Raw genomic sequence first — 20,761 nt, 5'->3', positions numbered from 1 at the left:
AGGCACCTCGATTTGACGTATCATTGTACAATTATTATACAAATAATAACAAAAATTAGAACAAAATGGTTTTCCATTATTGGGTTGACTAGTTATACGTTAAATTTGTAATATAACGTATAACTATGACCCCTTTCAAAGATCTTTCCCCAACCGTAACAACACTTTATGCCCAGCTTTTACAATTGGTTCAAGCTGATGAGGCTAGCCGTTCCATTGCCGATTTAAAAGGCACTTTCGTTTGCAAAAAAATCAAGCAAAAGAATTATTGGTATCTTCAGCATCGTTTTTCTGGCAAGCAAACTCAAACTTATTTAGGGCCGGAAAGTCTTGAGCTTTTAAATCTTATTCATAATCATCAAATAGGCAAGACACTTAAATTGTCAGATCAGGAAAATCGCAAGAGACTTTGCTCCATGCTCATTCAAGGGGGGGTTATGATTCCTGATTCTTTAAGTTCCCGCGTGATCATGCTTTTGGCCGAAAGTGGTGTTTTTAAAATGGGATCGGTGTTAGTGGGCACACACGCTTTTCAGGCCTATTCCCAATTGTTGGGTGTGGTTTGGTTGCAACAAAACCGTACGCAAGATATTGACATTGCACAAGAGCGTCATATCTCAGTGGCATTGGCCATGGAAAATGCATCCAGTGATCTTCCCAAAGTTTTGGATCATGCTAGGTTAGGTTTTGTTCCCGTGCCACCACTTAACTTGAAACATCCCTCAACTACTTTTAAAATTTTGGGGCGGGAATTGCATTTAGATTTATTAACTCCTCTGGTTGGCAAACCCACGGCTAAACCTATTGAACTCCCCTCTTTAAAAGTAGCAGCCCAACCTTTGCGATTTCTGGATTATTTAATATCGGATCCTATTGAATGCGTCATACCTTATGATGATGGAATTTTGGTTTATGTACCTAATCCGGCTTACTTCGTATTTCATAAACTCCTTGTTTCAACCAAAAGAGAAATAGCTGTGGTCGCTAAAGCAAAGAAAGATTTATCTCAGGCCCTAAGTTTGTTGGAAGTATTAGCTCGAGATAGAAAAGGTGATTTAAGTCGAGCGTGGGAAGAACTCAAAAGCCGTGGTAAAAATTGGTATCAGCCAGTTCTAAAAGTCCTTGCCACCGTGAAAGGAGAAAATGCCATCGTTCAAGAAATATTGAAGGAAATTGTTCAGTGAAAATGAAAATTTCTTCTCTATAATGTATCCGGGCCACCATAAGCGCCTAGGTCGTTGCGGCTGCCGTTGGTGTCGTTGAAGTGAGTGGCGGGATCGCCAGCATCAATGGCAACCGAGCCTGATATTAAACGAAAATCACCCGCACTCGAATTTACAAAGAAGGGGTTGCCTTCAAAATTTTCATAAACCGAATCGGCACTTGAAAAGTTGTTGGCGTCGTTTGCAGTTCGACTAGCCCCCTGCAAATATAAAGGGCCTAAGTCATTCAAGTAAAATAAATTATAAGTAATGGTTGAATTTTGAGCAGAGGAAAGGTCATTGGCCCCTACGCCTACGGTTGTATTGCCATTGTTGTAAAATATATTGTTAAGCACTGTTGTGGTACTCGACCCCATGAGCTTCAACCCATCTCCATCGCCATTGGCCACTGTATTGTTAATAAAAGAAAAATTGCTAGCAATGGCTTCTACTTGGGCGGGGTTTCCACCGCCCGAGACGGTTTGGTAGTTATTATAAATCAGATTATTTTTAATCACCGTGCCATCGGCATCTTCTAAATAAATAGCAGAACCCCGCAAGTCAGCCCGGTTGTGATGGATGAGCAAATTTTTAAGGGTCACACTAGAATCAACAATCGACAAAGCCCCGCCTTGATTGGCCCAGCCATTGCGCAAGGTGAGGTCTTCAATGGTGATGCCACTTAGGTTAAAGAGGTCAAAAATGGGCCCGGAATTTTCAGCATCGAGGATGGTATTGTTACTACCCTTCAAACTCACCCCCGATTTAAGTTCAAGGGGGAAATATTCCCCATTTTCAGAAGGCGAATAAACCCCAGCTTCAATCACCACGGTATCTCCGGTCTCAGCAAAATCAATGGCCTCCTGAATGGTCGTGAAATCATCGGGGACATAATAAAAGTAAAAAGGACCGAGCAGGTCATCAACCCATATTTCACAGGAATGATTCCCCAAAAAGCTTAAAGTCAGTAATACCATGGAAAAAATTCTTTTCTTCATAATTAATCAAGGTCCGTTTACTTCTTAGACCCCACTTAAAAGCAAAAAGGTAAAAATTTCTTTCAAAATTCAACGGGTTTGTTAATTAAACCCACAATGGCTCAAAATTCCCCTCTCCCCTTGTGGGAGAGGTGGATGGGGTGGCATTCCATGCGTATTCCCCTCTCCCCTTGTGGGAGAGGGTTAGGGAGAGGGGACAAGGAGAGGGATGAAGAACAGAAAAAATGAAACCAATGACCTCTTTTGCAAAAAAGTTAAGGAGCCAATCAACTGATACTGAAAATCGTTTATGGTATCATCTGAGGGCGAAAAGATTCAGTGGCCTCAAATTTAGAAGACAGGAACCTATTGGAGATTATATTGTAGATTTTGTGTGTTATGAAAAACGCTTGATTATCGAGTGTGATGGCGGACAACATGCAGAACAGACAGTGGAAGATCAACAACGTGATCAGTGGTTTCAGAAGCAAGGATATAAGGTGCTGAGATTTTGGAATCGTGAAGTGCTAACTAATACCTCAGAAATATTAGAGAGAATTTACCAAGCTTGTGAGGGTCTAAAATCCCCCTCCCCTTAATCCCCTCCCATAAAGGGAGGGGAGATGAGATAAAAAAAGTATTTTAGTTTATGAACAGCCCATCGAATTGCCGCAATTCAGGCATTTATAGCAGGCCCCATTGCGCACCGTGATGTGACCACAACTGTCGCAGAAGGGGGCATCACCCATCATGGTAGAAAGTTGACTGTTCAAACTCTTGCCCAAACTATTTGCGGCTAATTGTGGGTCTTCTTCTTTTTGGCCCTGGATTAATTCTAGTTTTGGAGAACTTTCAGTTGCTGCTGCAGGCGGCAGCGACTGAACTGGCTCAATACTGGTGGGGGTAACCGATTCAGGTTTCACCTGCACAAAGTCGGTTCGGCCCATATATTCCAAGCCGATCACTCGGAAAATATAATCGATGATGGAGGTGGCAAATTTAATATTAGGATGATCTACCGAGCCTTGAGGTTCAAAACGGGTAAAGGTAAATACATCTACAAATTCTTTGAGTGGGACCCCGTATTGCAAGCCTAAGGAAACCGCAATGGCAAAGCAGTTCATCATGCTGCGATAGGCAGCACCTTCTTTGTGCATGTCGATAAAAATTTCACCCAAGGCACCATCTTCATATTCGCCGGTGCGTAAATAAACCTTATGCCCGCCAACCCGCGCCTCTTGTGTGAAACCACGGCGCTTGAGCGGAAGACGTTTTCGTTCCAGTGGTTTGGGTGCAATGACTTCAGGCGCCGGCTCCGTCTTTTCTTTTTGCTCTGTACCCGAAGATAAAGGCTGGCTGGCTTTACAACCATCGCGATAAAGGGCAATGGCCTTTAGGCCCAACTTCCAACCTTCTACATAAATTTGGCGGATATCTTCAACAGTGGCTTCATGAGGAAGATTCACCGTTTTAGAAATGGCCCCCGAAATAAAGGGCTGCGTTGCGGCCATCATTTTCACATGACTCATCGGTAAGAGAAAGCGTTTGCCTTTTTTGCCGCATTTATTGGCACAATCAAAAATGGGCAAATGCTCAGGATTCAAGTGAGGAGCCCCTTCAATGGTCATGGTGCCACAAATAACAACTTCAGCTGCTTCGATTTGTTCATCGGTAAAACTTAAACTTTTGAGTAAATTAAAGTTGGCGTCTGAGGTTTTGGATTTTTGAAATCCTAAACGGGCAAGAGTTTCTTCTCCGATGTTAAATACTGAAAACGCTTGGCTTAAGTTAAACACCCCTTCGAGTTTAGATTCGATTTTATCTAACTCAGCTTCAGTAAAGCCTTTTTGCTTTAAAGTTTCAAAATTGATGAACGGGGCATTGCGGAGTGAAGATGTGCCACGAATATAAGTGACAATATCAGCAATTTCACGCGCCGAATAACCCAACTTTTTTAAAGCCGCCGGAATCGATTGGTTGACAATCTTAAAATAACCGCCGCCGGCCAGCTTTTTAAATTTCACCAAAGAAAAATCGGGTTCAATCCCTGTGGTGTCACAATCCATCAATAAACCAATCGTGCCAGTGGGCGCCAAAACCGTGGCCTGGGCATTGCGATAGCCAAATTTTTCGCCCAATTCTACCGCGGCGTCCCAATCTTCATGAGCGGCTTTTAATAAATCTTTTGGGCAATGCCGCTCATCAATTTTGTAAGCGTGATCACGGTGCAAATTCATGACCTCTACCATGGGTTCTTGATTTTTTTCGTAGCCTGGGAAGGGGCCTTTATTAGCGGCCATCTCGCTACTAGTTTTGTAAGCATGTCCACAAAGAATGGCCGTGAGGGCAGCCGCAATGGCACGGCCGGCTTCTGAATCGTAGGGGATGCCTAATCGCATCAAACAAGAACCCAGGTTGGCATAACCCAAACCTAAGGGTCGATAGTCATGGCTATTGAGGGCAATTTTAGAAGTGGGGTAAGAACTAAAATCCACCAAAATTTCTTGGGCGATGAAGAGCATGCGAGCTGTATGGCGGTAACCTTCAACATCCCAATTACCTGCTTCATCTAAAAATTTGCTCAAGTTAACCGATGCCAAATTGCAGGCCGTGTCGTCTAAAAACATATATTCAGAACAATTATGGACTAGCAAACCGTTGGCAACAAAATGGTGAGTTAGAGGCTCTCGTAAATCATAAACTTTTTGAATACCGAGGGGAGTGAGAGATTTAAAAGTATCTATTAAATGGTCTTGATAGACACCGACCTTTTGATTGAGTTCTTGCAATGCCTTTGACTTTTGTGAGCGGGGATGGAACCCAATAAATTGTTCAAACAAAATCCGCGAGCTACGACTGATTCTTAATGAATGGATCTCTTGTACGGGATAGATTTTTGCGTTGCCTTTTCCGTCAGGTAGAAGGGCGTTGAGTTTTCCTGCCCGGCGGTTTTCGTAAATCTTTGACTTGATACCAAAAGAAAGAAGCATTTTTTGAACTTGTTGAAGTAGGACAAGACTCGTCGAATCAAGGGCAACGTATTGTGATTTTTCTCCATAGTTTGCGACCGTGCCATCGGTGGTAAATAGACCACGTAAAATGGCTGCAACACTTGATTTGTCGAGTTGAAATGCTTCGATGGCGAATCTTTTTTTAGCGGAACCTTCATCAAGGACTGCGTAATTATCGACCACTTCTTTGATAACTTGTGCCGAAGTGGCTGTGCGAACTCCTGTCTCAGTATATCGAACACCGGCAATTTTTCGATCTGCTTTGAGAGTATTTAAATAATCGACATATTCTTGTAAAATTTCATTCTCTTCACTTGCCATGGTGACTGTGATAAGCCCTTGGGCATCTTTGGCCTTGCAGCCATCTCCAACACAAAGGCCAATCCATTCAGCCATTTTTTGTTCTAAGTGAGTGGTGCCAAAGTGCCCTGGAACTAAAACAAACTGGTCGGTATCTTTTAGTTCTATGGCAGGGACATCACCACGGTTGACAGTCCAAACTTTATGATCTTCAGTCAACTTGAGTGTATAACCACTTTGAGTTTTAAGTTCAAAAACAGGTTTGAACCCTGTGGCGAAAACTTCTGAAGTATGGACGATCCGCCCATCAAAACTTAAAATATCTGCCGATTTCCCAACAAGTTCTATAATAGGCTTGAGCCCTTCAGTTGTGGCAACAACGGTGTCTCCAGTCACACACGGATTGCTTGCGTTAATGCGGCCCGAATTTTTGCTGGTGTGCCATTTATTAATGGTGGAGTCGTATTGTAAGCCAGGGTCAGCGCAGCGCCAGGCGGCCGTGCAAGTTTGTTCTAACAAGTGGCTGGCATCATAGCTTTCGCAAACTTCACCTGTGGTGCGAAAAGTTGTGTTCCATTGCCCCCCACTCAAAGCCTTTTGCATAAATTCATCGTTTACGCGCAATGAATTGTTAGAATTTTGCCCAGAAACAGTTTTGTAGGCCTCGCTATTAAAATCACTGGGATAGCCGGCTGCAATGAGGGCCTTGGCCTTGTCTTCTTCGCGAACCTTCCAGTTAATAAAATCTAATATTTCAGGGTGGTCCATATCGAGGCAGACCATTTTGGCAGCGCGCCGGGTAGTGCCACCACTTTTGGTAGCACCAGCACCCTTATCTAAGACTTCAAGAAAACTCATGAGACCCGACGAAGTGCCGCCACCTGATAACCGTTCTTGTCTGCCACGAACTTTTGAAAAATTCGTGCCCGTGCCCGAGCCGTATTTAAATAATCGAGCTTCACTTTTGATGAGATCAAAAATACTCATCAGGTCATCATCAACCGATTGAATAAAACAAGCCGAACATTGGGGAGCTTGGTAAGAATTAGCCATCATTTCAATTTGTCGTGTCTCTGGATTCCAAGCAAAATTACCCCCACTCCCCGCAATGCCATATTCGTGCCACAACCCACAGTTGAACCAAACCGGAGAGTTGAAGGCGCCTTTCTGGGAAATGAGAATGTGTTTAAGTTCTTGTTCAAAACTTTCTGCTTCGGCCTCGTCTTTGAAATATCCCCCAAAGGCTTCACCGGCTTGGCGAATGGCATGGGCAATACGATGGCAAACTTGTTTAGCCGAATTTTCGCCACCGGTTACAGGAACACCGCGTTTACGAAAATATTTATGGACCAAGATATCGGTGGCCAATTGACTCCAAGTTTCTGGAACTTCAGCGGCATCCATTTGAAAAACTACGGATCCGTCAGGGTCAATAATAGTGGACTGACGTTGAACAAAGTTGATATTTTCGTAAGCATCAACCCCCGCTCGAGTAAATAAACGCCTAACGCTAAGGCCCTTTTGGGCTACGTCTAAAGTTTGTTTACGGTTACGAACCGAAGTTTGACGGATAGCTGTTTTGGTTGCCATAAATAGAGTCCTCCTTCCCAACAAAAACACAATATGTAGTGGTTGAGCTACAGCCTAAACCACAAGATGTAGTGTGTCAACGTCCTCACCCAATTTTTGATGAGATGCCCGGCCAATCCACGATTAATGATGATTCGTGGTGAGGAAAGCTGTTTTTTTATTGACTAGACCGACTTTGCCATGGGGGTGCCTTGCAAACTATTGAAAATTAAGCGTCTAGCGTGGGTGTGGAAAAATGCCTTTAAAAAAATATTATAAAATATTGCGCAGCGTCATTTGTAAACCATTGAAAAATAAAGTAAAATAATTTTAGGCCTCAATCATCCACAAACCATTCACAGTCAATTCACTTAAAAAAAATACTAAGGAGCCCCTAAGGTTCTGCACATATTGCATAGGATTATGAGCCGAGACAAGGAAGGCGAAGTCAAAAGCCCGGAGGCGTAGCCAAAGCGCTACGTCGAGGACTTTTGACGAGCCTGACGAAGTCGCAGGCCATAAGCCGAAGCAAGATGTGTAGAACCTTAGGGGCTCCTTAGTAAGGCAGAGAAATAAGCCGGGTTCTGTCGTGGAAGATCATTTCTCTTGCCACACACATTACTGTGCGGGTCATAAAGCAACCTACCCGGAGTCATGGTTAAGAGCGAAACAACTCCTTATTTGGTTTTGCACCCCGTAGAGTTTACCTGATTTCACTACAGCTCCGCGCGAGCGGACGTACATACTTTCTGTTGCACTAGTCCTCTACCTGTCTTTCGACAAATAGGATGGGTGTTACCCACTACGGTGCTCTTCTGGTGCCCGGACTTTCCTCTCTGGGGGAGCCTCTGCAAAAGTCCATCTGCTGCGTTGTCTTCGTCGGCACTCCCTGCGGCGTACTTGTTAGTACGCCTCAGTCGGCCTCCTCAGCCTGCCTTGCATCTGGAGCTTTTTCAGAGGCTCCCCAAAGCGACCTTCTTTCTCTGCCTCGCATCTAGGTTTGAGCATTGTCATCCAAAAGTCAATACGGGTTTTGAAACGACATTTTTCCATTTCATTTGCAAATTACCGTACCTAAAAAGTTTTTCTGAGAGGGGCTAGAGGGTAACTTGAGAGCCCGCGCCCGGTCGGCTTAAGGAGGGCTTCTGTCATTGCGAGGAGTCGGAGTTTATCCCGAGTCTGTCGAGGGGACGAAGCAATCTCCTCGGTTTAACCGGTGAGATTGCCACGCCCGTTGGGCTCGCAATGACAGATACCCTCCGGAGCCTGTCCTGAGGCTTCTCGAAGGAGCCGCCCTCCTGCGCTAAAAGGCTCTCAAGTTACCCTCTAGCCCCTCTCAGAAAAACTTTTTATATTTCTGCAAATATTTACAGAAAAGTCTTTTCGGGGTCGTTGTTGTGGTGAAGCCATCGCGGAAGCGGCGGGGCCCCCTATGCGGATTTGCCGGCATGGAAAGCCGAGGCCCATGTCATCCCTGCGAAGGCAGGGACCCATGATGGGGGAACGCGGAAGGATTCCGTGCCGGCAAATCCGCATAAGGGTCGCCGCTGGAGCGCCGGCTTCACCACAACAATGACGCCGAAAAGACGTGGCTCTATTTGCAAATGATTTAAGCCATGTCTCTTAAGTTAATGGCTTGGTTGGAAAGGCGATCGGCTTCTTTGTTTTTTTCGCGGGGGATGTGTTGGATTTTATAAGAAGAAAATTTTTTTAATAGCCTTTGAACTTGAACGAAAATCTCTAAAAGTTTTTCGTTCTTAACTTGATACTCACCTTTAATTTGGCGCACCACTAATTCGCTATCCATAAAGATGTCTATCTCGGTTGTCTCTAATTCCAAGGCCTTTTCTAGACCTACGAGCAAGGCGGTATATTCAGCCACATTGTTGGTGACCGCTTGGCCCACAAAGTAGGTGATTTCTTCCAGAGTTTTTCCGGTTTTATCTTTAAGAACCGCGCCTGCTCCCCCTAAGCCGGGGTTACCACGTGAGGCGCCATCGGCGTAAAGGATGAGTTTTTTAGCCATCGATGGAGAATGCTCTTAAGAGGAGTTTGCTTTCGCGAGGGGATAGTGCCGAGAGAATTTGTTTGGTGCGTTTATCAATCCCTTTTAATTTAGCAATATCAACCCCGCTCACCCCGTCTCTTTGCAATTCTTTTTTCAGTTGCATGGCCAATTCTTTTAAAGCAAAGCGCACTTCGGCGGGCCTAAAACTCGAGAAATCTTTGAGCGAAGCAAAGGTTTCATGCTCAGCGATGTAAATCAGAAGCTCTGCTAAAGCATCTTTGGGGATTTTTTTCATAGTTTACCTTTTAGTGAGCCAAGTATAAAATTCGTCCACAATTTGCGCAAGTGTATAAGTCGGGTTGTAGATGCATTAAGTTAATGACCTGAGGTGAAATACGTATATTGCATTCATTACAACTGCCTGATGCCACTTGTGAAAGAGCGGGTTTGCGGACTTTATAAATACGCTCATATTTACTTAACAACATCGGTTTGATTTCAATAGCTCTCTTCTTCTCTAAGATTTCAGTGATTTTGTTGCTAAGTTCATTTTGAATTTCACTAAAAGATTCTTTTTCTTGGCTGTAAGTACTCCACGCCGCATCGAGTTTGGTTTTTAATTCGGCAACCACAGTTTTGAGCGGTTCTACCTCTTGAGTCAATTGATTGATCTTGGTTTCTTTTTCATGGTTGATGCGCTTGGTATCGGCAATTTCTTTGGTGATGGCTTGAAATTCTTTTTGGGTCTTAATTTGATGAAGCCGGGCCTCTTTTTCGTTGGTTTTATCTCGGTCGGTGGCGAATTCTTGTTGTAGAGAATGTAATAGGGTTTCTTTTTCGACTAAGAGGGTATTTTGTGTATCATAAGCAAGTTTGGCCTGTTGCCAGGTTTCTTCTAAAAGCCTTAAATTTTGTGGAATATCTTCTAATTGAGACTGAATTTCGTGGATTTCAAAATCCAACTTACCGTAACTTATTAGCTTTTCAATTTGATCTTTCAATGGCGCTCCTTTTTTAAACCACCCCCTAAATAGTCTGATTTATGAAAAATGCAAGTCGCAATTTGGGTGCTTTAAGTCTCTAAAATGAGGTGTGAAAATTTGATGGAATAGGCTAAAATTTCTAACTCAAGGGGGAATGAATATGTTTCCAAAAAAAATCTGTCTTTATGGGATGGTTTTTTTATTGGTGATAACTCCAATAGGGCAAGCTGTTTCGCATCCAGGTGAAACCGATGCTTATGGTTGCCATATTTGTGAAGAAGATTGCAATTGTTGGTCAGGGGTTGAAAAAGGCATTCTGCATTGTCACGAGTTTAAAGGCAAAGCTCATCCTGCCCCGGTGGTACATAGTAGCTATCAATGTGGGGCCGGCACTCTAGGGTATTCAAGTAATAGCACGGTTACGACTCATCACTATCATTCTTATGATTCTTATTATTATGGAGGTTATGGCCATGGCCACGATCCCGAGGCTGAATTAGCTGCAGCCGCTATTGTTTTGGGGGCCATTATTTTGGGTGCGGTTATTTTCTCAGCCACGAGTAGTTATAAAGAACGTTACGAACGCTATCGCAAATATTTCGTTGGGCTTTATACCCATGATCTCCATTTAGAAAATTACCCTAACACTCATCCTGGTAAATACGTCGTTAAGAAAAATACCTGTGGATTTTCATTCAATGAGGCAGAGCTCATTTCTTTTCAAGATTATGAACGCAAAATTGAAACCATGGGTTTAGAAAACATGAAACAAAATCCAACCCCGCAAGACAGAAAAATTTTGCGTCGTTACAAGTCAACCCCGTTTAGCACCGATAAACAAAATCTTTATTATCTTGCTAAAAAAGAATCCCCCTTTGAAATTTACCAAGTCTTGCGGATTATGAAAGATGGAACGGTTTTGGGTATGGACCCTTATTACAACCGTGTAGAGCAATTTTGTTATGGGACGGTTAAAGCGCCCAAGCGCAAGAAAATTAAACAAGATAAATTAGAATTATATTGTAAACGCTACAGTGTAGAAAAACGCAAAGAAAAGCATTGTCAGTTGAAGATGGAGTTACAATAGTAATTCTTGAGTGACAGCCGAGGATACCTCCTGTCACTCAAAAATTACTTCTTTAATTTGACACTCTTTTTAGGGCCGTGTAAGGTTTTTGACATGATCATTGGCTTAACGGGAAAGAACGGGGCGGGTAAGGGTGAAGTGGCCGCCGTTTTAAAAGAAAATGGGTTTATTTATTTTTCGCTCTCCGATGTCCTGCGCGACGAATTAACCAATCGAAAAGAAGCTGTGTTGCGAGAAAATTTAATCAAAATTGGCAATGAACTGCGTAAACTTGGCGGGCCTGGCGTATTGGCCGAAAAGACCATGGCCAAGCTCGATAGCGATAAAAATTACGTGATTGATTCGATTCGCAACCCTGAAGAAGTTCGGGTGTTGCGGCGTGAACCTACTTTTAAATTATTCCATATCACCGCATTGCCTGCGGCCCGCTTCGAGCGCATTAAAACACGGGCACGCGAAGGCGACCCCACCACGTTAGAGGCCTTCAAAAGTTTAGAACAACGTGAGGCAGCTAATGCTGACCCCAACGCCCAGCAATTAGATTTAGTGGCCAAAATGCGAGATGTCGAAATTGAAAATAATGGCACTTTAGAAGAGCTGCGAGAAAAAGTGAGGCCTTTGGTTTTGACCTTGTTAAAAGCCCAACCCCGGCCCACCTGGGATGAATATTTTATGGAGATCGCTCGCACGGTAGCCATGCGCAGCAATTGTCTCAAACGCAAAGTAGCCGCCGTGTTGGTAAAAGACAAACGGATCATTTCAACGGGTTATAACGGCACGCCCCGTGGCATCACCAATTGTAACGAGGGCGGGTGCCCGCGTTGTCATAGTTTCTCAGGTTCGGGCAAAAATTTAGATGAATGTGTTTGTTCTCATGCCGAAGAAAATGCCATTACTCAGTCGGCCTATCATGGGGTAGCCATCAAAGACGCCTCGATTTACACCACCTTTTCGCCTTGCCTTACTTGCACCAAGATGATCATTAATTCGGGTATCATTGAGGTGATCTATAACGCCAATTATCCTTTAGGCGAAAAATCAGTCGAACTCCTCAAAGAAGCCAAAATTTCTGTTAGGCAAATCTAAAGGTTATTTGTTTTCAAATATTCGTTAATGCGTAGGGTATTCTCATTCTCTTGGTCAGCCTTAAAATACATTTCAATAAAGACAACTTTAGAAATTGTAGTATGAAAAGCATAAATAATTCTAATTCCACTTTGCGCGCCTTTTCCCTTCAATGCCTTGCAGGTAAATTTTTTAATTTTACATATTTGAATTTCTTTGGTGCAGAATCCAGGAATTGGAAAAATGCTACGAGAATCTATCTTATTAAGATGATAAAGCTCAATTGCAGATCGTTTGACTGTTTTTAAATCTTCTTCAAGAGTTCGGTATTTCTTAAGAAGTCTTTTTAGATCTTTGCGGAACGAGTCAGTTTCGCCATATTCAATCCGCGTTGTCTGTGTGGTCATAATTCCGTATGCTGGTTTCGGCAGTGCGATAAAAAACTGATTCGTAATCAAGAGGCTTGCCAGTTTCTGTGCTGAGCCAAGGGACATCCTTGTGAGAGAGATCGGATAACTGATTGGCCGTTAAATCAGAAAGTCGTTGCAACTCCCAATCAATGAGTTCTTTTTCTTGACCATTTAAGATGCTTAAATCGGGTTCAACATTTGGATTAAGAAGGTATTTGGTTTGGGGGTATTTATAGAACTTGCTTTTTATGATTTCCACATCACTACTTTTAACCATCTCAATAATGAGATCTTCAAATAAAAGTGGGGTAGGGCCATGATGATGCTTAAGGTAAACCAGCCCCATGAGCTGCTCTTCGTATTTTTCGTAATAGTCAAAATCAATGAAGTAAAGAAGTTTGTATAATACTGTCATGCCAACATTAGGCTTGCCCCCCACTTTTTTAAGAATGTAGAACAAAACTTGTTTGAATTTATCAACCCGCTCCTGTGGAATGCTAATACGTATAGTGTCTTTTTCTGGTTTTGCTCGCTTCTTTTGTTTTTCAATTTCGACCGAAACAGAGTGGCCTTTAGCATGTAAAAAATTTTCCATGGGAATATCAAACAGCTCTGCCAATTTTTCAGCTTCAGGAATCTTTAAGGGTCTTTCCCCAAGCTCAACCTGCATATAGGTTGGACGAGAAATCCCTAGCTTAGAAGCTAAAAACTCCTGAGTTAGATTATGCTTTTTGCGTTGTTCTCGAATAAATTTTGCGAGCATAATTTAAAAATCGCCCTCATATTCTTTAAGTGAAACAGTATAGTAATAAATGTAAAATAATTTGTCAATAGAAATGTAAAATTTTTTTACAAATCATGAGTGTTTTGAGTTGATCAAAAATGGTTCAGTTTACCTTGGTTACGTGGTAGGCCTGAAAAACATGATTACTTTACCAACAGGAACCTTGAAAAGAGATGAATTATACACCTTTTTAGGTGGTTTATTTGTTGTGAGTACATATTTTGTTGGCAGCACATATTGCTCAAATTTGCATCAATGGTTGAAACAAAGTGCATGGATTAATCAAAATACTAACGATTTTTCCCAAATCGTTTTATTTGTATGGTTTTGGCTTCTTTCAGTCTTAGGAGTTTTTTTACTAAATGAAGCCTTTTATACATTTTTGAATAAAATCTACGGTAAATTACCAGAGAATGAAGATGAATTATGTAAATTGGCTGAGTTTAAGCCGAACTCATCGTATATATATAGATACGTATGATAGTTATGAAGATCAAAGGATTAAGTCGCATGTTTATCTTACAATTTTTTCTAGTTTAATCCTTATAATTCTAGGTTCAGAATTTTTATTATTTATAATTATGGGGTTGCGTATTGCAGCTATAGTTTTAATTCTCCTTATGGTTGTGGGTTGGGTTGTTTACAAAAAATGTATTAAGAATAAATTTCAGCGGTCTTTTGCGATTTGGAATCTTCAAGGCAATGGAAAAATATTTTTTTATGATTTTCAAGAATTAGCCAAATTAAATGCCAAAAAAGTGTTTGAAGATAGAGCCCCCAAAAATAATAGGGCATAACGATAAAGGTTCAATAAATGTCAGAATAATATAGTGTTTCAATTTTTAAATAGGCTGTCATCCCCGCGAAGGCGGGGATCCAGTGCCTAACCCTACTTACAGAACTGGATCCCCGCCTTCGCGAGGATGACAGAAAATATACTATCAAAAAGTTAAAATACTATAGTAAAAGTCAAATGAAATATGAAACTGGTTTTTTTAAGCTACTGACATTTTTTAAGGGCTTGTTCGTATTCGGGGCGGGCGTTTTTTTGTAAAAGTTTTTTTAAAGTCTTTTTTGCGCGTTTGCAATTTCCCTTGTCGATATCGTCAATGGCCTGAAGGTATTGTGGATCATCGGTTTGTTCTGCAAAGTGGTCTGTGACAACACCAAGCCCTGCAGGTGCACTGGTATTGGTTATTTTTTGGGCTTCTTGCTGTGCCTTCGGTTTTTCATCGAGGGCGTGTTCTACAGGAACAGAAGGGGTAATCGTGCCTGTTGTAACAGGGACGACCTCTAAATCTTTTTCGTCTCTTTTTACTATTCTATCTTTATCAGGCTCAGGGGCACTCACATTTTGTTTAGGTGGGGTAGTAGGTGTAGTGGGGAGTTCTTTTACCGAAGAGGCGGGCATATGAGGTAGCATGATTTCATTTTGTTTGTGCGAAGAAAAAATCCCCAAGTGATGGGCAAAGATCCCAAGACCTGCGGTGAGTACTAAGGCAAATAAACCCGCGTAAGCCGGCCGAGTAAAAGTTAATAAAAATCTAGCTAACACAAATTTTTTTCGAGTGATTTGATCGTTAGCGGCTTTTAAAATGTTAGCCGTGGTTATGCCACTGGGGCGCTCCAATTCGGCCAGGGCTTGAATGCCTTTTTGAATCTCTCGATGTTCCATCCACAAATCTTCGCAATGGCTGCATTCGGCAATATGATTTTCCATGCGATCTTCTTCGCTACCGGAGAGTTCGCCTAAGAATAAATCTTCAATTTTTGCTTCGAATTCTTGGCAATTCATTGCAATGTTTCCTTAACGTAAGATTTACTTTTGAGTGAACGGCGTAAACTTTTTAAGGCATAACGCATGCGACTCTTGGCCGTGTTTACTGACACTTGAATCATTTCGGCAATTTCTTCAAAGGTCAGGCCGCCCCTTTCTTTAAGCAAAAAAACCTCTTTTTGTTCTTCAGGTAGGCTAGTTAAGGCCAGGTCTAATTTTTTTGCCAGTTGTTGATCATAGGTGTGATTTTCCATCGTGGCCTCAACGGTTGCCAGTTCATCCAAAACTCCAGCATTGTCTTCCGAATCGTGATTAGAATGCAGATTACTCTCATTTACTTCTTTTTTTCTGGCCTGACTACGAATCACATCAATGCAATGGTTGCGGCAAAGTTTAAATAGCCACGCGCGAAACGACCCGGTGTTTTGATAACCTGACAGTTTTTGAATGACCTTTAAAAAGATTTCTTGAAAAACTTCTTCGGCCTTATTGCCATCGTTAAAATAGCGACGGGTTATAAAAAAAACCCGTTGCTGATAGCGATCGTAAATGACCCTGAAACAATCCATCTCTCCTTTTAAATACCCCTTAATTAATTTTTCGTCGGGCCAAGACTGCTTGGAGTCGGTTGGGTTTTCGAGGCTATGGGCATGTTTCATTGGGTTTAACCCTAAAGCCTAACCAACATCGAATCAAGCGGACTTAAAACAAAGCCCTCTTTTAAAGAGACGATGTGGCTAGCATTGATCGATCTAACAAATCATGATAAAGCCAGCTAGATAATTCTAGTCCTTCGACAGCTTAATTTTTATCTTATAATAGCGCTCAGGACTAGTGCTGAGCGTTTAATTATTTTCTCAAAGAGAAAATAATTAAATTGTCGAAGCACTAGGGTGGAAGTATAGCCATTTTTCTAATTATTTCAATAATTTCTGATAAGCCAGGCAATGAGGCAATTAACCTTTAGGATAGGCATTGTGCACAAAAACCCGGTTAGAATTTTTAGTTTGAGACATTTTTTCTCCTTGGGGCTGATCTTTTTTTCATCATTACCGATTCAAGCTGAAACTCTAAAAATAGGCGAACCAGAGATTATCGAAAGGGTTTTGCGGGATCATTTTCAGGTCAAAATAGAAGAAATTAATTCTAAGATCGTTGCTACCGGCGAATTGAAAGCCAAAAGTGTTTATGATACTAAGGTGACTGGGCTTGCGTCTTATAATATTGATCAAGGTGATGAGTCTTCAATTGTATTTGGCACTGACAATCGTGCTTTAAATCTGAATGTTGAAGCCAGCCAGCGGTTCCCCCTTGGGATTGATAGCAAACTGTCGCTTAATCACGAGCGCTTTTCGACTAATTCCCCTTTTTATACCGACTCGACTTTGCATGAATCAACCGTGAAGCTAGAAACCTCAGTTCCTTTACTAAAAAATCGCATGGGTTTATTAGACAAAAACCCTATTGAAATAGCCAAATTTAATACTCAAAGTGCTACTTTACAAAAGACCTTTAAGTTACAAGCCATTCTGGTCAAAAGTTTGCAGACTTATTGGAACCTCATGACGGCCTATCAATATTTAACGTGGGCCCATGAGTATGAAAAAATTGGAAAGAATTTTTTAGAAACCAATCTTCAGAAAAAATCTCTCGGGCTTTCCGAAGACACCGATGTGTTAGCGGCCAAGGCCTCGGTTTTTGAACGCCACAACGAAGTGTTAACTGCGCAAAGTTATATTCAGGCTTATCAGTTACAATTAAAAGAGCAATTGGCGTTAAGCCAGGAAACTAAGCTTAATGTGAAGGGGAGTCTTTTCAATACTCATGCACTTAAATCCAAAGCAGAAGCAAAAAGAATGGCCCTTACGCAAAGGCCAGATTTTTTAGCCTTAGAAAAAGAATTGGCTGCCAAAAAAATTCAGGTGGTTTTAGAAAAAAACAAAAAATGGCCCAGCCTCGATTTGTTTGGCTCACTTGAATTAAATGGGATTGATCGCAAATTAGATAAAACCGTGGGCGAGACCTTTGATTTTAGTCATCCTAATTGGCTTTTTGGTATGCAGTTTAGTTTGTCGGCTCAGAACCGCTTGGCAAAAAGCGAACTGGCCCGTGCCGAATTAGACAAGGCCCGAACTCTTTTAAAATTAAAACAGTTAGAGGCACAGATTATCCAAGAAGTTGAAGATGCCTATCGAGATTTGAATTTTAGAAGAAGTCAGATTAGCAATTTTGCCCAAACCGTTAGCCTGCATAAGCAAAAATTAAATTTAGAGATGGCAAAATTTCTGGTGGGGCGTTCTTCAACCGATTGGGTGCTGCGTTACCAAAACGAATTTATGCAACAAGAAAAATTTTTGTTGGAAGCTTGGCTGAATTATCAGCTGGGTTATTTAAAGTTAAAGTTAGCGATGGGAGACCTCATTCCCTTGGAGTTTGCTGGTGTCACTGACGAAGTTCTCCATTAATAATGGTATCTTGGTTAATCTCTTGACCCTCCTAATTTTGGGGGTTGGGATTTATTCCGTTTCAACCATGAATCGGGATGTGTTTCCCAATATTGAATTTGATCGGGTGATTATTCAAACTCGCTACCCCGGAGCCACTGCCGCTCAAATTGAAAAACTCATCACCCTACCGATCGAAAAAGAATTAAAAGAGGTTGATGACATTAAAAAGACCAGTTCGGTTTCGGCAGAAGGTATTTCAATTATCAATCTTACCCTTGAGCCCGATGCCTCGGATAAAAGCAAAATTATTAATAATATTCAGCGGGCCGTTGATCGTGTCGAAGACTTGCCAAGCGACCTAGAAGATAAACCCGTAGTTCAAGAAATTACCACCAAGGGCGACCCTTTGGCAGAAATTTCTATTGCGGGAGAAGTAGATCCAAAAATTTTACGGCAAGAAGTGAGTTTTTTAGAAACCATATTACTCGATATGAAGGGTATTTCTTCGATTCAACGTAAAGGTTACCGAGATCCTGAATTTTCTGTTTATGTCGATCCTGAAAAATTAAAGCTTTACCATGTTTCGTTGAATGAAGTGGTGCAGGTATTGAAAAAGACCAATGTCAATGTGCCAGGGGGCAGGGTGGTAGAAGGGGGTAAAGAGCATTTATTGCGTGTTTCGGGTGAATTTGAAACCCAGGTTGAAATTGAAAATATTGTGTTGCGCAGTAACGATGCGGGCTATTCCATTAAGATCAAAGATGTCGCACAAGTGAGTTTTGGGTTTGAAGAAAATAATTATCCTTTACGTACCAACGGGCGTGAGGCCACCAATCTTCTCATCATCAAACGTAGTAGTTACGATGCTATTCGTCTCATGGATGAAGTGAAGCTTAAACTTGCTGAATATTCCAAACGTAAACCAGCGGGCATTCAGGTGAGTGTACACAACGACATGACTTATTTTGTCAAACGTCGGCTCAATGTGTTGTTAAATAATGGCACCTACGGTTTGATTTTTTTATTGATCCCTTTAATTTTTTTCCTATCCAAACGTGCAGCGCTCAGTGCCTTGTTTGGAATGGCCATTGCTTTCTTGGGCACCTTAGCTCTGATGAAAATGACGGGGCTTTCCATTAATTTACTTTCTATGTTTGGGCTTATTATGGTGTCGGGTATGCTGGTAGATGAAGACCTGGTGATGGCCGAGAACATTCAGCGGCATTTAGAATCGGGTAAAAATTATCAGGATGCTGTGCTGCACGGTTCTGCAGAAGTGACTCGCCCCATCATGGCGACGGTTTTAACAACGATTACCGCTTTTGTTCCTCTTTTGATGATGTCTGATTTAACGGGTAAATTTGTGCGGCAAATTCCCCTGATTATCACCTTAGCGTTGAGTGTTTCTTTAGTAGAGGCGCTATTTATTTTGCCCAACCACATGCTTGAACTTTCTAAGTGGGCGAAGGGCAAGGTCGTTGAAGTTAAACGCTCCAGAGTGATGTCATTCCTTGATCGCAGCTATGGCAAGTATTTATCTGCCATTGCCAATTTGAAAAAAACGGCCGTTTTTTTAAGTGTAGGGGCTGTTTTGCTTACCGGTTTTCTTTTAGTGGTTGGTTCTCGAGTCATTCCTTATGTTCACTTTCCGACCGGTGGGGTCGACCGATTTTTTGTTCGCGTTGAACTTGAACAAGGTGCGCCGGTAGAAAAAACCATGGAGAAATTAAAAGAAATTGAAGCACTCCTAGCAGCCCTGCCTTCCACCGAAGTTGAAGATTTTGTCACCGAAGGGGGGATTGTGCAACTTCATCCGCGCGATGATCTCACCCAGCGCGAACCTTACCTCGGGCAAATCATGGTGCATTTAGTCCCCGAGGTCGATCGCAAGCGCAGTTCAATAGAAATTATTCAGGCCCTACGAGAACAAACCGATAAACTTACCGGATTCAAAAAGATTTCTTTTGATGAAGTGGTGCATAACCCCAGCCGCAAACGGCCGGTAGAACTTAAGTTTAAGGGCGACGATTTAAACAGGTTGATTCAGGCCAGTAGCATTGGCATCCAAGAGCTGCAAAAGCTCACCGGCGTTTTAGATGTGAAAAGAGATTTTGATATTGGCAATCAAGAACTTAAAGCTATCTTAAGCCAAGATAGTTTAAGCCAGGCAGGGCTTAGCTTTGAAGATGTGGCCATAGCGGTGCGGACCGCCATGGAAGGTAATGTGGCGACGCATATTCGAGAAGGTGATGAAGATATTGATGTTGTGGTGCGATTCCCTGAAACCGAACGTAAAAAAGCCAGCACCTTGGAGAATATTTTTGTGGCAAATGCTAAAGGGAATTTGATTCCACTTAAATCCCTAGGGGCTTTTCAAACGGGCCAAATTTTTTCAGCGATCAAACATGAAGATCGTCAACGGGTTATTACGGTATCGGCCAATGTCGATATTTCAACAACCACTCCCATTGCTGTGAATCGAAAGATGGAGGCCGAACTGCAAAAAATTCAAAGCCAATTTCCAGGGGTGCTTGTGGAATTTGGGGGTGAGCTTGAAGATATTCAAGAAAGTATGGGCCAACTAACCAAGGCCTTTCTCGTGGCTCTCTTTCTCATCTTTGTGATTATTGCTGCAACCCTACGCTCGGTGGTTCAACCTTTTATGATTATGTTTACGATTCCTTTAGGGGTGGTGGGGATTTATTTTGCGTTTTTTAGTCATGGGCTTAATCTTAATTTCTTGGCCATGTTGGGGTTGGTGGGGATGGCAGGGGTGGTGGTCGATAGCGCCATCTTAATCGTTGAGTTTTTTAATCGTCAACTGGCGAAGGGGGCTACCTTTAAAGATGCCCTGTTACAAGGCTGTCGGTTGCGTCTGCGGCCGGCCATCCTTACCACCCTTACCACCGTGTTGGGGACTATGCCCACCGCTTATGGGTTGGGGGGCTCCGATCCGTTTGTTCGGCCTATGGCATTGGCTATGAGTTGGGGCTTAACGTTGGGCACGCTTTTTTCGTTTTTGTTGATTCCACTTTTCCTGGTTGCACAGCACGCCCTGTTTCCGTTCGAAAAAAGGTTGAACTTACAAAAAAGCCCCTAAAAATCGCACTTTTTTACATTAAAACTGTCGACAACCCCATA

The 20,761-nt window shown here is 42.2% G+C and carries 17 protein-coding genes and 1 other RNA gene; 8 read left to right on the top strand and 10 right to left on the bottom strand.

Going from position 1 to position 20,761, the window contains the following annotated elements; genetic code table 11:
• Positions 1–125 precede the first annotated feature (125 nt).
• On the top strand, positions 126–1,184 hold the full coding sequence (locus HYU97_08525) for a hypothetical protein (protein ID MBI2336786.1): 1,059 nt from the start codon (positions 126–128) through the stop codon (positions 1,182–1,184).
• A gap of 17 nt (positions 1,185–1,201) precedes the next feature.
• Here HYU97_08525 and HYU97_08520 read toward each other — a convergent pair whose 3' ends face one another.
• Entirely contained in the window at positions 1,202–2,179 is a 978-nt protein-coding gene (locus HYU97_08520; protein MBI2336785.1) for a right-handed parallel beta-helix repeat-containing protein, read from the bottom strand.
• Positions 2,180–2,433: 254 nt separating this feature from the next.
• Here HYU97_08520 and HYU97_08515 point away from each other — a divergent pair, with 254 nt between their 5' ends.
• The gene (locus HYU97_08515; protein ID MBI2336784.1) at positions 2,434–2,778 is read left to right on the top strand and encodes an endonuclease domain-containing protein; all 345 of its coding nucleotides are present in this window, start codon (positions 2,434–2,436) and stop codon (positions 2,776–2,778) included.
• Between the two features lie 48 nt (positions 2,779–2,826).
• Here the strand turns inward: HYU97_08515 and HYU97_08510 are convergent, their stop codons facing one another.
• From HYU97_08510 to HYU97_08490, 5 genes are all read right to left on the bottom strand, one after another.
• Positions 2,827–7,080 (bottom strand): vitamin B12-dependent ribonucleotide reductase, encoded by a 4,254-nt coding sequence (locus tag HYU97_08510; GenBank protein ID MBI2336783.1) that lies wholly within the window; start codon positions 7,078–7,080, stop codon positions 2,827–2,829.
• A 536-nt stretch (positions 7,081–7,616) separates the two neighbouring features.
• Positions 7,617–7,936: RNase P RNA component class A (gene rnpB, locus HYU97_08505), an RNA gene on the bottom strand.
• 732 nt (positions 7,937–8,668) lie between these two features.
• A complete protein-coding gene (locus HYU97_08500; protein ID MBI2336782.1) occupies positions 8,669–9,085 on the bottom strand; it encodes a ribonuclease HI family protein in 417 nt (138 codons plus the stop codon).
• Positions 9,078–9,362, bottom strand: a complete 285-nt coding sequence (locus HYU97_08495; protein MBI2336781.1) for a hypothetical protein — start codon at positions 9,360–9,362, stop codon at positions 9,078–9,080. Before HYU97_08495 ends, HYU97_08500 begins: the two co-directional genes overlap by 8 nt.
• A gap of 10 nt (positions 9,363–9,372) precedes the next feature.
• A complete protein-coding gene (locus HYU97_08490) occupies positions 9,373–10,068 on the bottom strand; it encodes a hypothetical protein (GenBank protein MBI2336780.1) in 696 nt (231 codons plus the stop codon).
• Positions 10,069–10,210: 142 nt separating this feature from the next.
• Here HYU97_08490 and HYU97_08485 point away from each other — a divergent pair, with 142 nt between their 5' ends.
• Together HYU97_08485 and HYU97_08480 are read left to right on the top strand one after the other, a co-directional pair.
• Positions 10,211–11,137: a hypothetical protein gene (locus HYU97_08485; protein ID MBI2336779.1), complete on the top strand. Its 927-nt coding sequence runs from the start codon at positions 10,211–10,213 to the stop codon at positions 11,135–11,137.
• Between the two features lie 93 nt (positions 11,138–11,230).
• Positions 11,231–12,223, top strand: a complete 993-nt coding sequence (locus HYU97_08480) for an AAA family ATPase (GenBank protein ID MBI2336778.1) — start codon at positions 11,231–11,233, stop codon at positions 12,221–12,223.
• On the opposite strand, the gene HYU97_08475 is transcribed toward HYU97_08480, so the two are convergent.
• Positions 12,220–12,609, bottom strand: a complete 390-nt coding sequence (locus HYU97_08475) for a hypothetical protein (protein ID MBI2336777.1) — start codon at positions 12,607–12,609, stop codon at positions 12,220–12,222. The two genes, HYU97_08480 and HYU97_08475, sit on opposite strands and share 4 nt — an antisense overlap.
• Positions 12,584–13,375: a DUF4065 domain-containing protein gene (locus HYU97_08470; protein MBI2336776.1), complete on the bottom strand. Its 792-nt coding sequence runs from the start codon at positions 13,373–13,375 to the stop codon at positions 12,584–12,586. Before HYU97_08470 ends, HYU97_08475 begins: the two co-directional genes overlap by 26 nt.
• A gap of 160 nt (positions 13,376–13,535) precedes the next feature.
• Between HYU97_08470 and HYU97_08465 the strand changes: the two genes are divergently transcribed.
• Positions 13,536–13,877, top strand: coding sequence for a hypothetical protein (locus tag HYU97_08465; protein ID MBI2336775.1), 342 nt, complete (start codon positions 13,536–13,538; stop codon positions 13,875–13,877).
• 106 nt (positions 13,878–13,983) lie between these two features.
• Entirely contained in the window at positions 13,984–14,193 is a 210-nt protein-coding gene (locus tag HYU97_08460; protein ID MBI2336774.1) for a hypothetical protein, read from the top strand.
• 203 nt (positions 14,194–14,396) lie between these two features.
• Here the strand turns inward: HYU97_08460 and HYU97_08455 are convergent, their stop codons facing one another.
• Positions 14,397–15,191: a zf-HC2 domain-containing protein gene (locus tag HYU97_08455; protein ID MBI2336773.1), complete on the bottom strand. Its 795-nt coding sequence runs from the start codon at positions 15,189–15,191 to the stop codon at positions 14,397–14,399.
• On the bottom strand, positions 15,188–15,832 hold the full coding sequence (locus tag HYU97_08450; GenBank protein ID MBI2336772.1) for a sigma-70 family RNA polymerase sigma factor: 645 nt from the start codon (positions 15,830–15,832) through the stop codon (positions 15,188–15,190). Before HYU97_08450 ends, HYU97_08455 begins: the two co-directional genes overlap by 4 nt.
• 288 nt (positions 15,833–16,120) lie before the next feature.
• On the opposite strand from HYU97_08450, the gene HYU97_08445 reads away from it, so the two are divergent.
• Both HYU97_08445 and HYU97_08440 read left to right on the top strand, forming a co-directional pair.
• Positions 16,121–17,638, top strand: a complete 1,518-nt coding sequence (locus HYU97_08445; protein MBI2336771.1) for a TolC family protein — start codon at positions 16,121–16,123, stop codon at positions 17,636–17,638.
• Entirely contained in the window at positions 17,613–20,720 is a 3,108-nt protein-coding gene (locus tag HYU97_08440; protein ID MBI2336770.1) for an efflux RND transporter permease subunit, read from the top strand. The genes HYU97_08445 and HYU97_08440 overlap by 26 nt, the downstream gene beginning before the upstream one ends.
• The last annotated feature ends 41 nt before the right edge of the window (positions 20,721–20,761 follow it).

It is taken from the genome of Deltaproteobacteria bacterium, assembly GCA_016183235.1.
Lineage (GTDB): Bacteria > UBA10199 > UBA10199 > DSSB01 > JACPFA01 > JACPFA01.
This window is presented reverse-complemented; position numbering and strand designations above follow the sequence as displayed.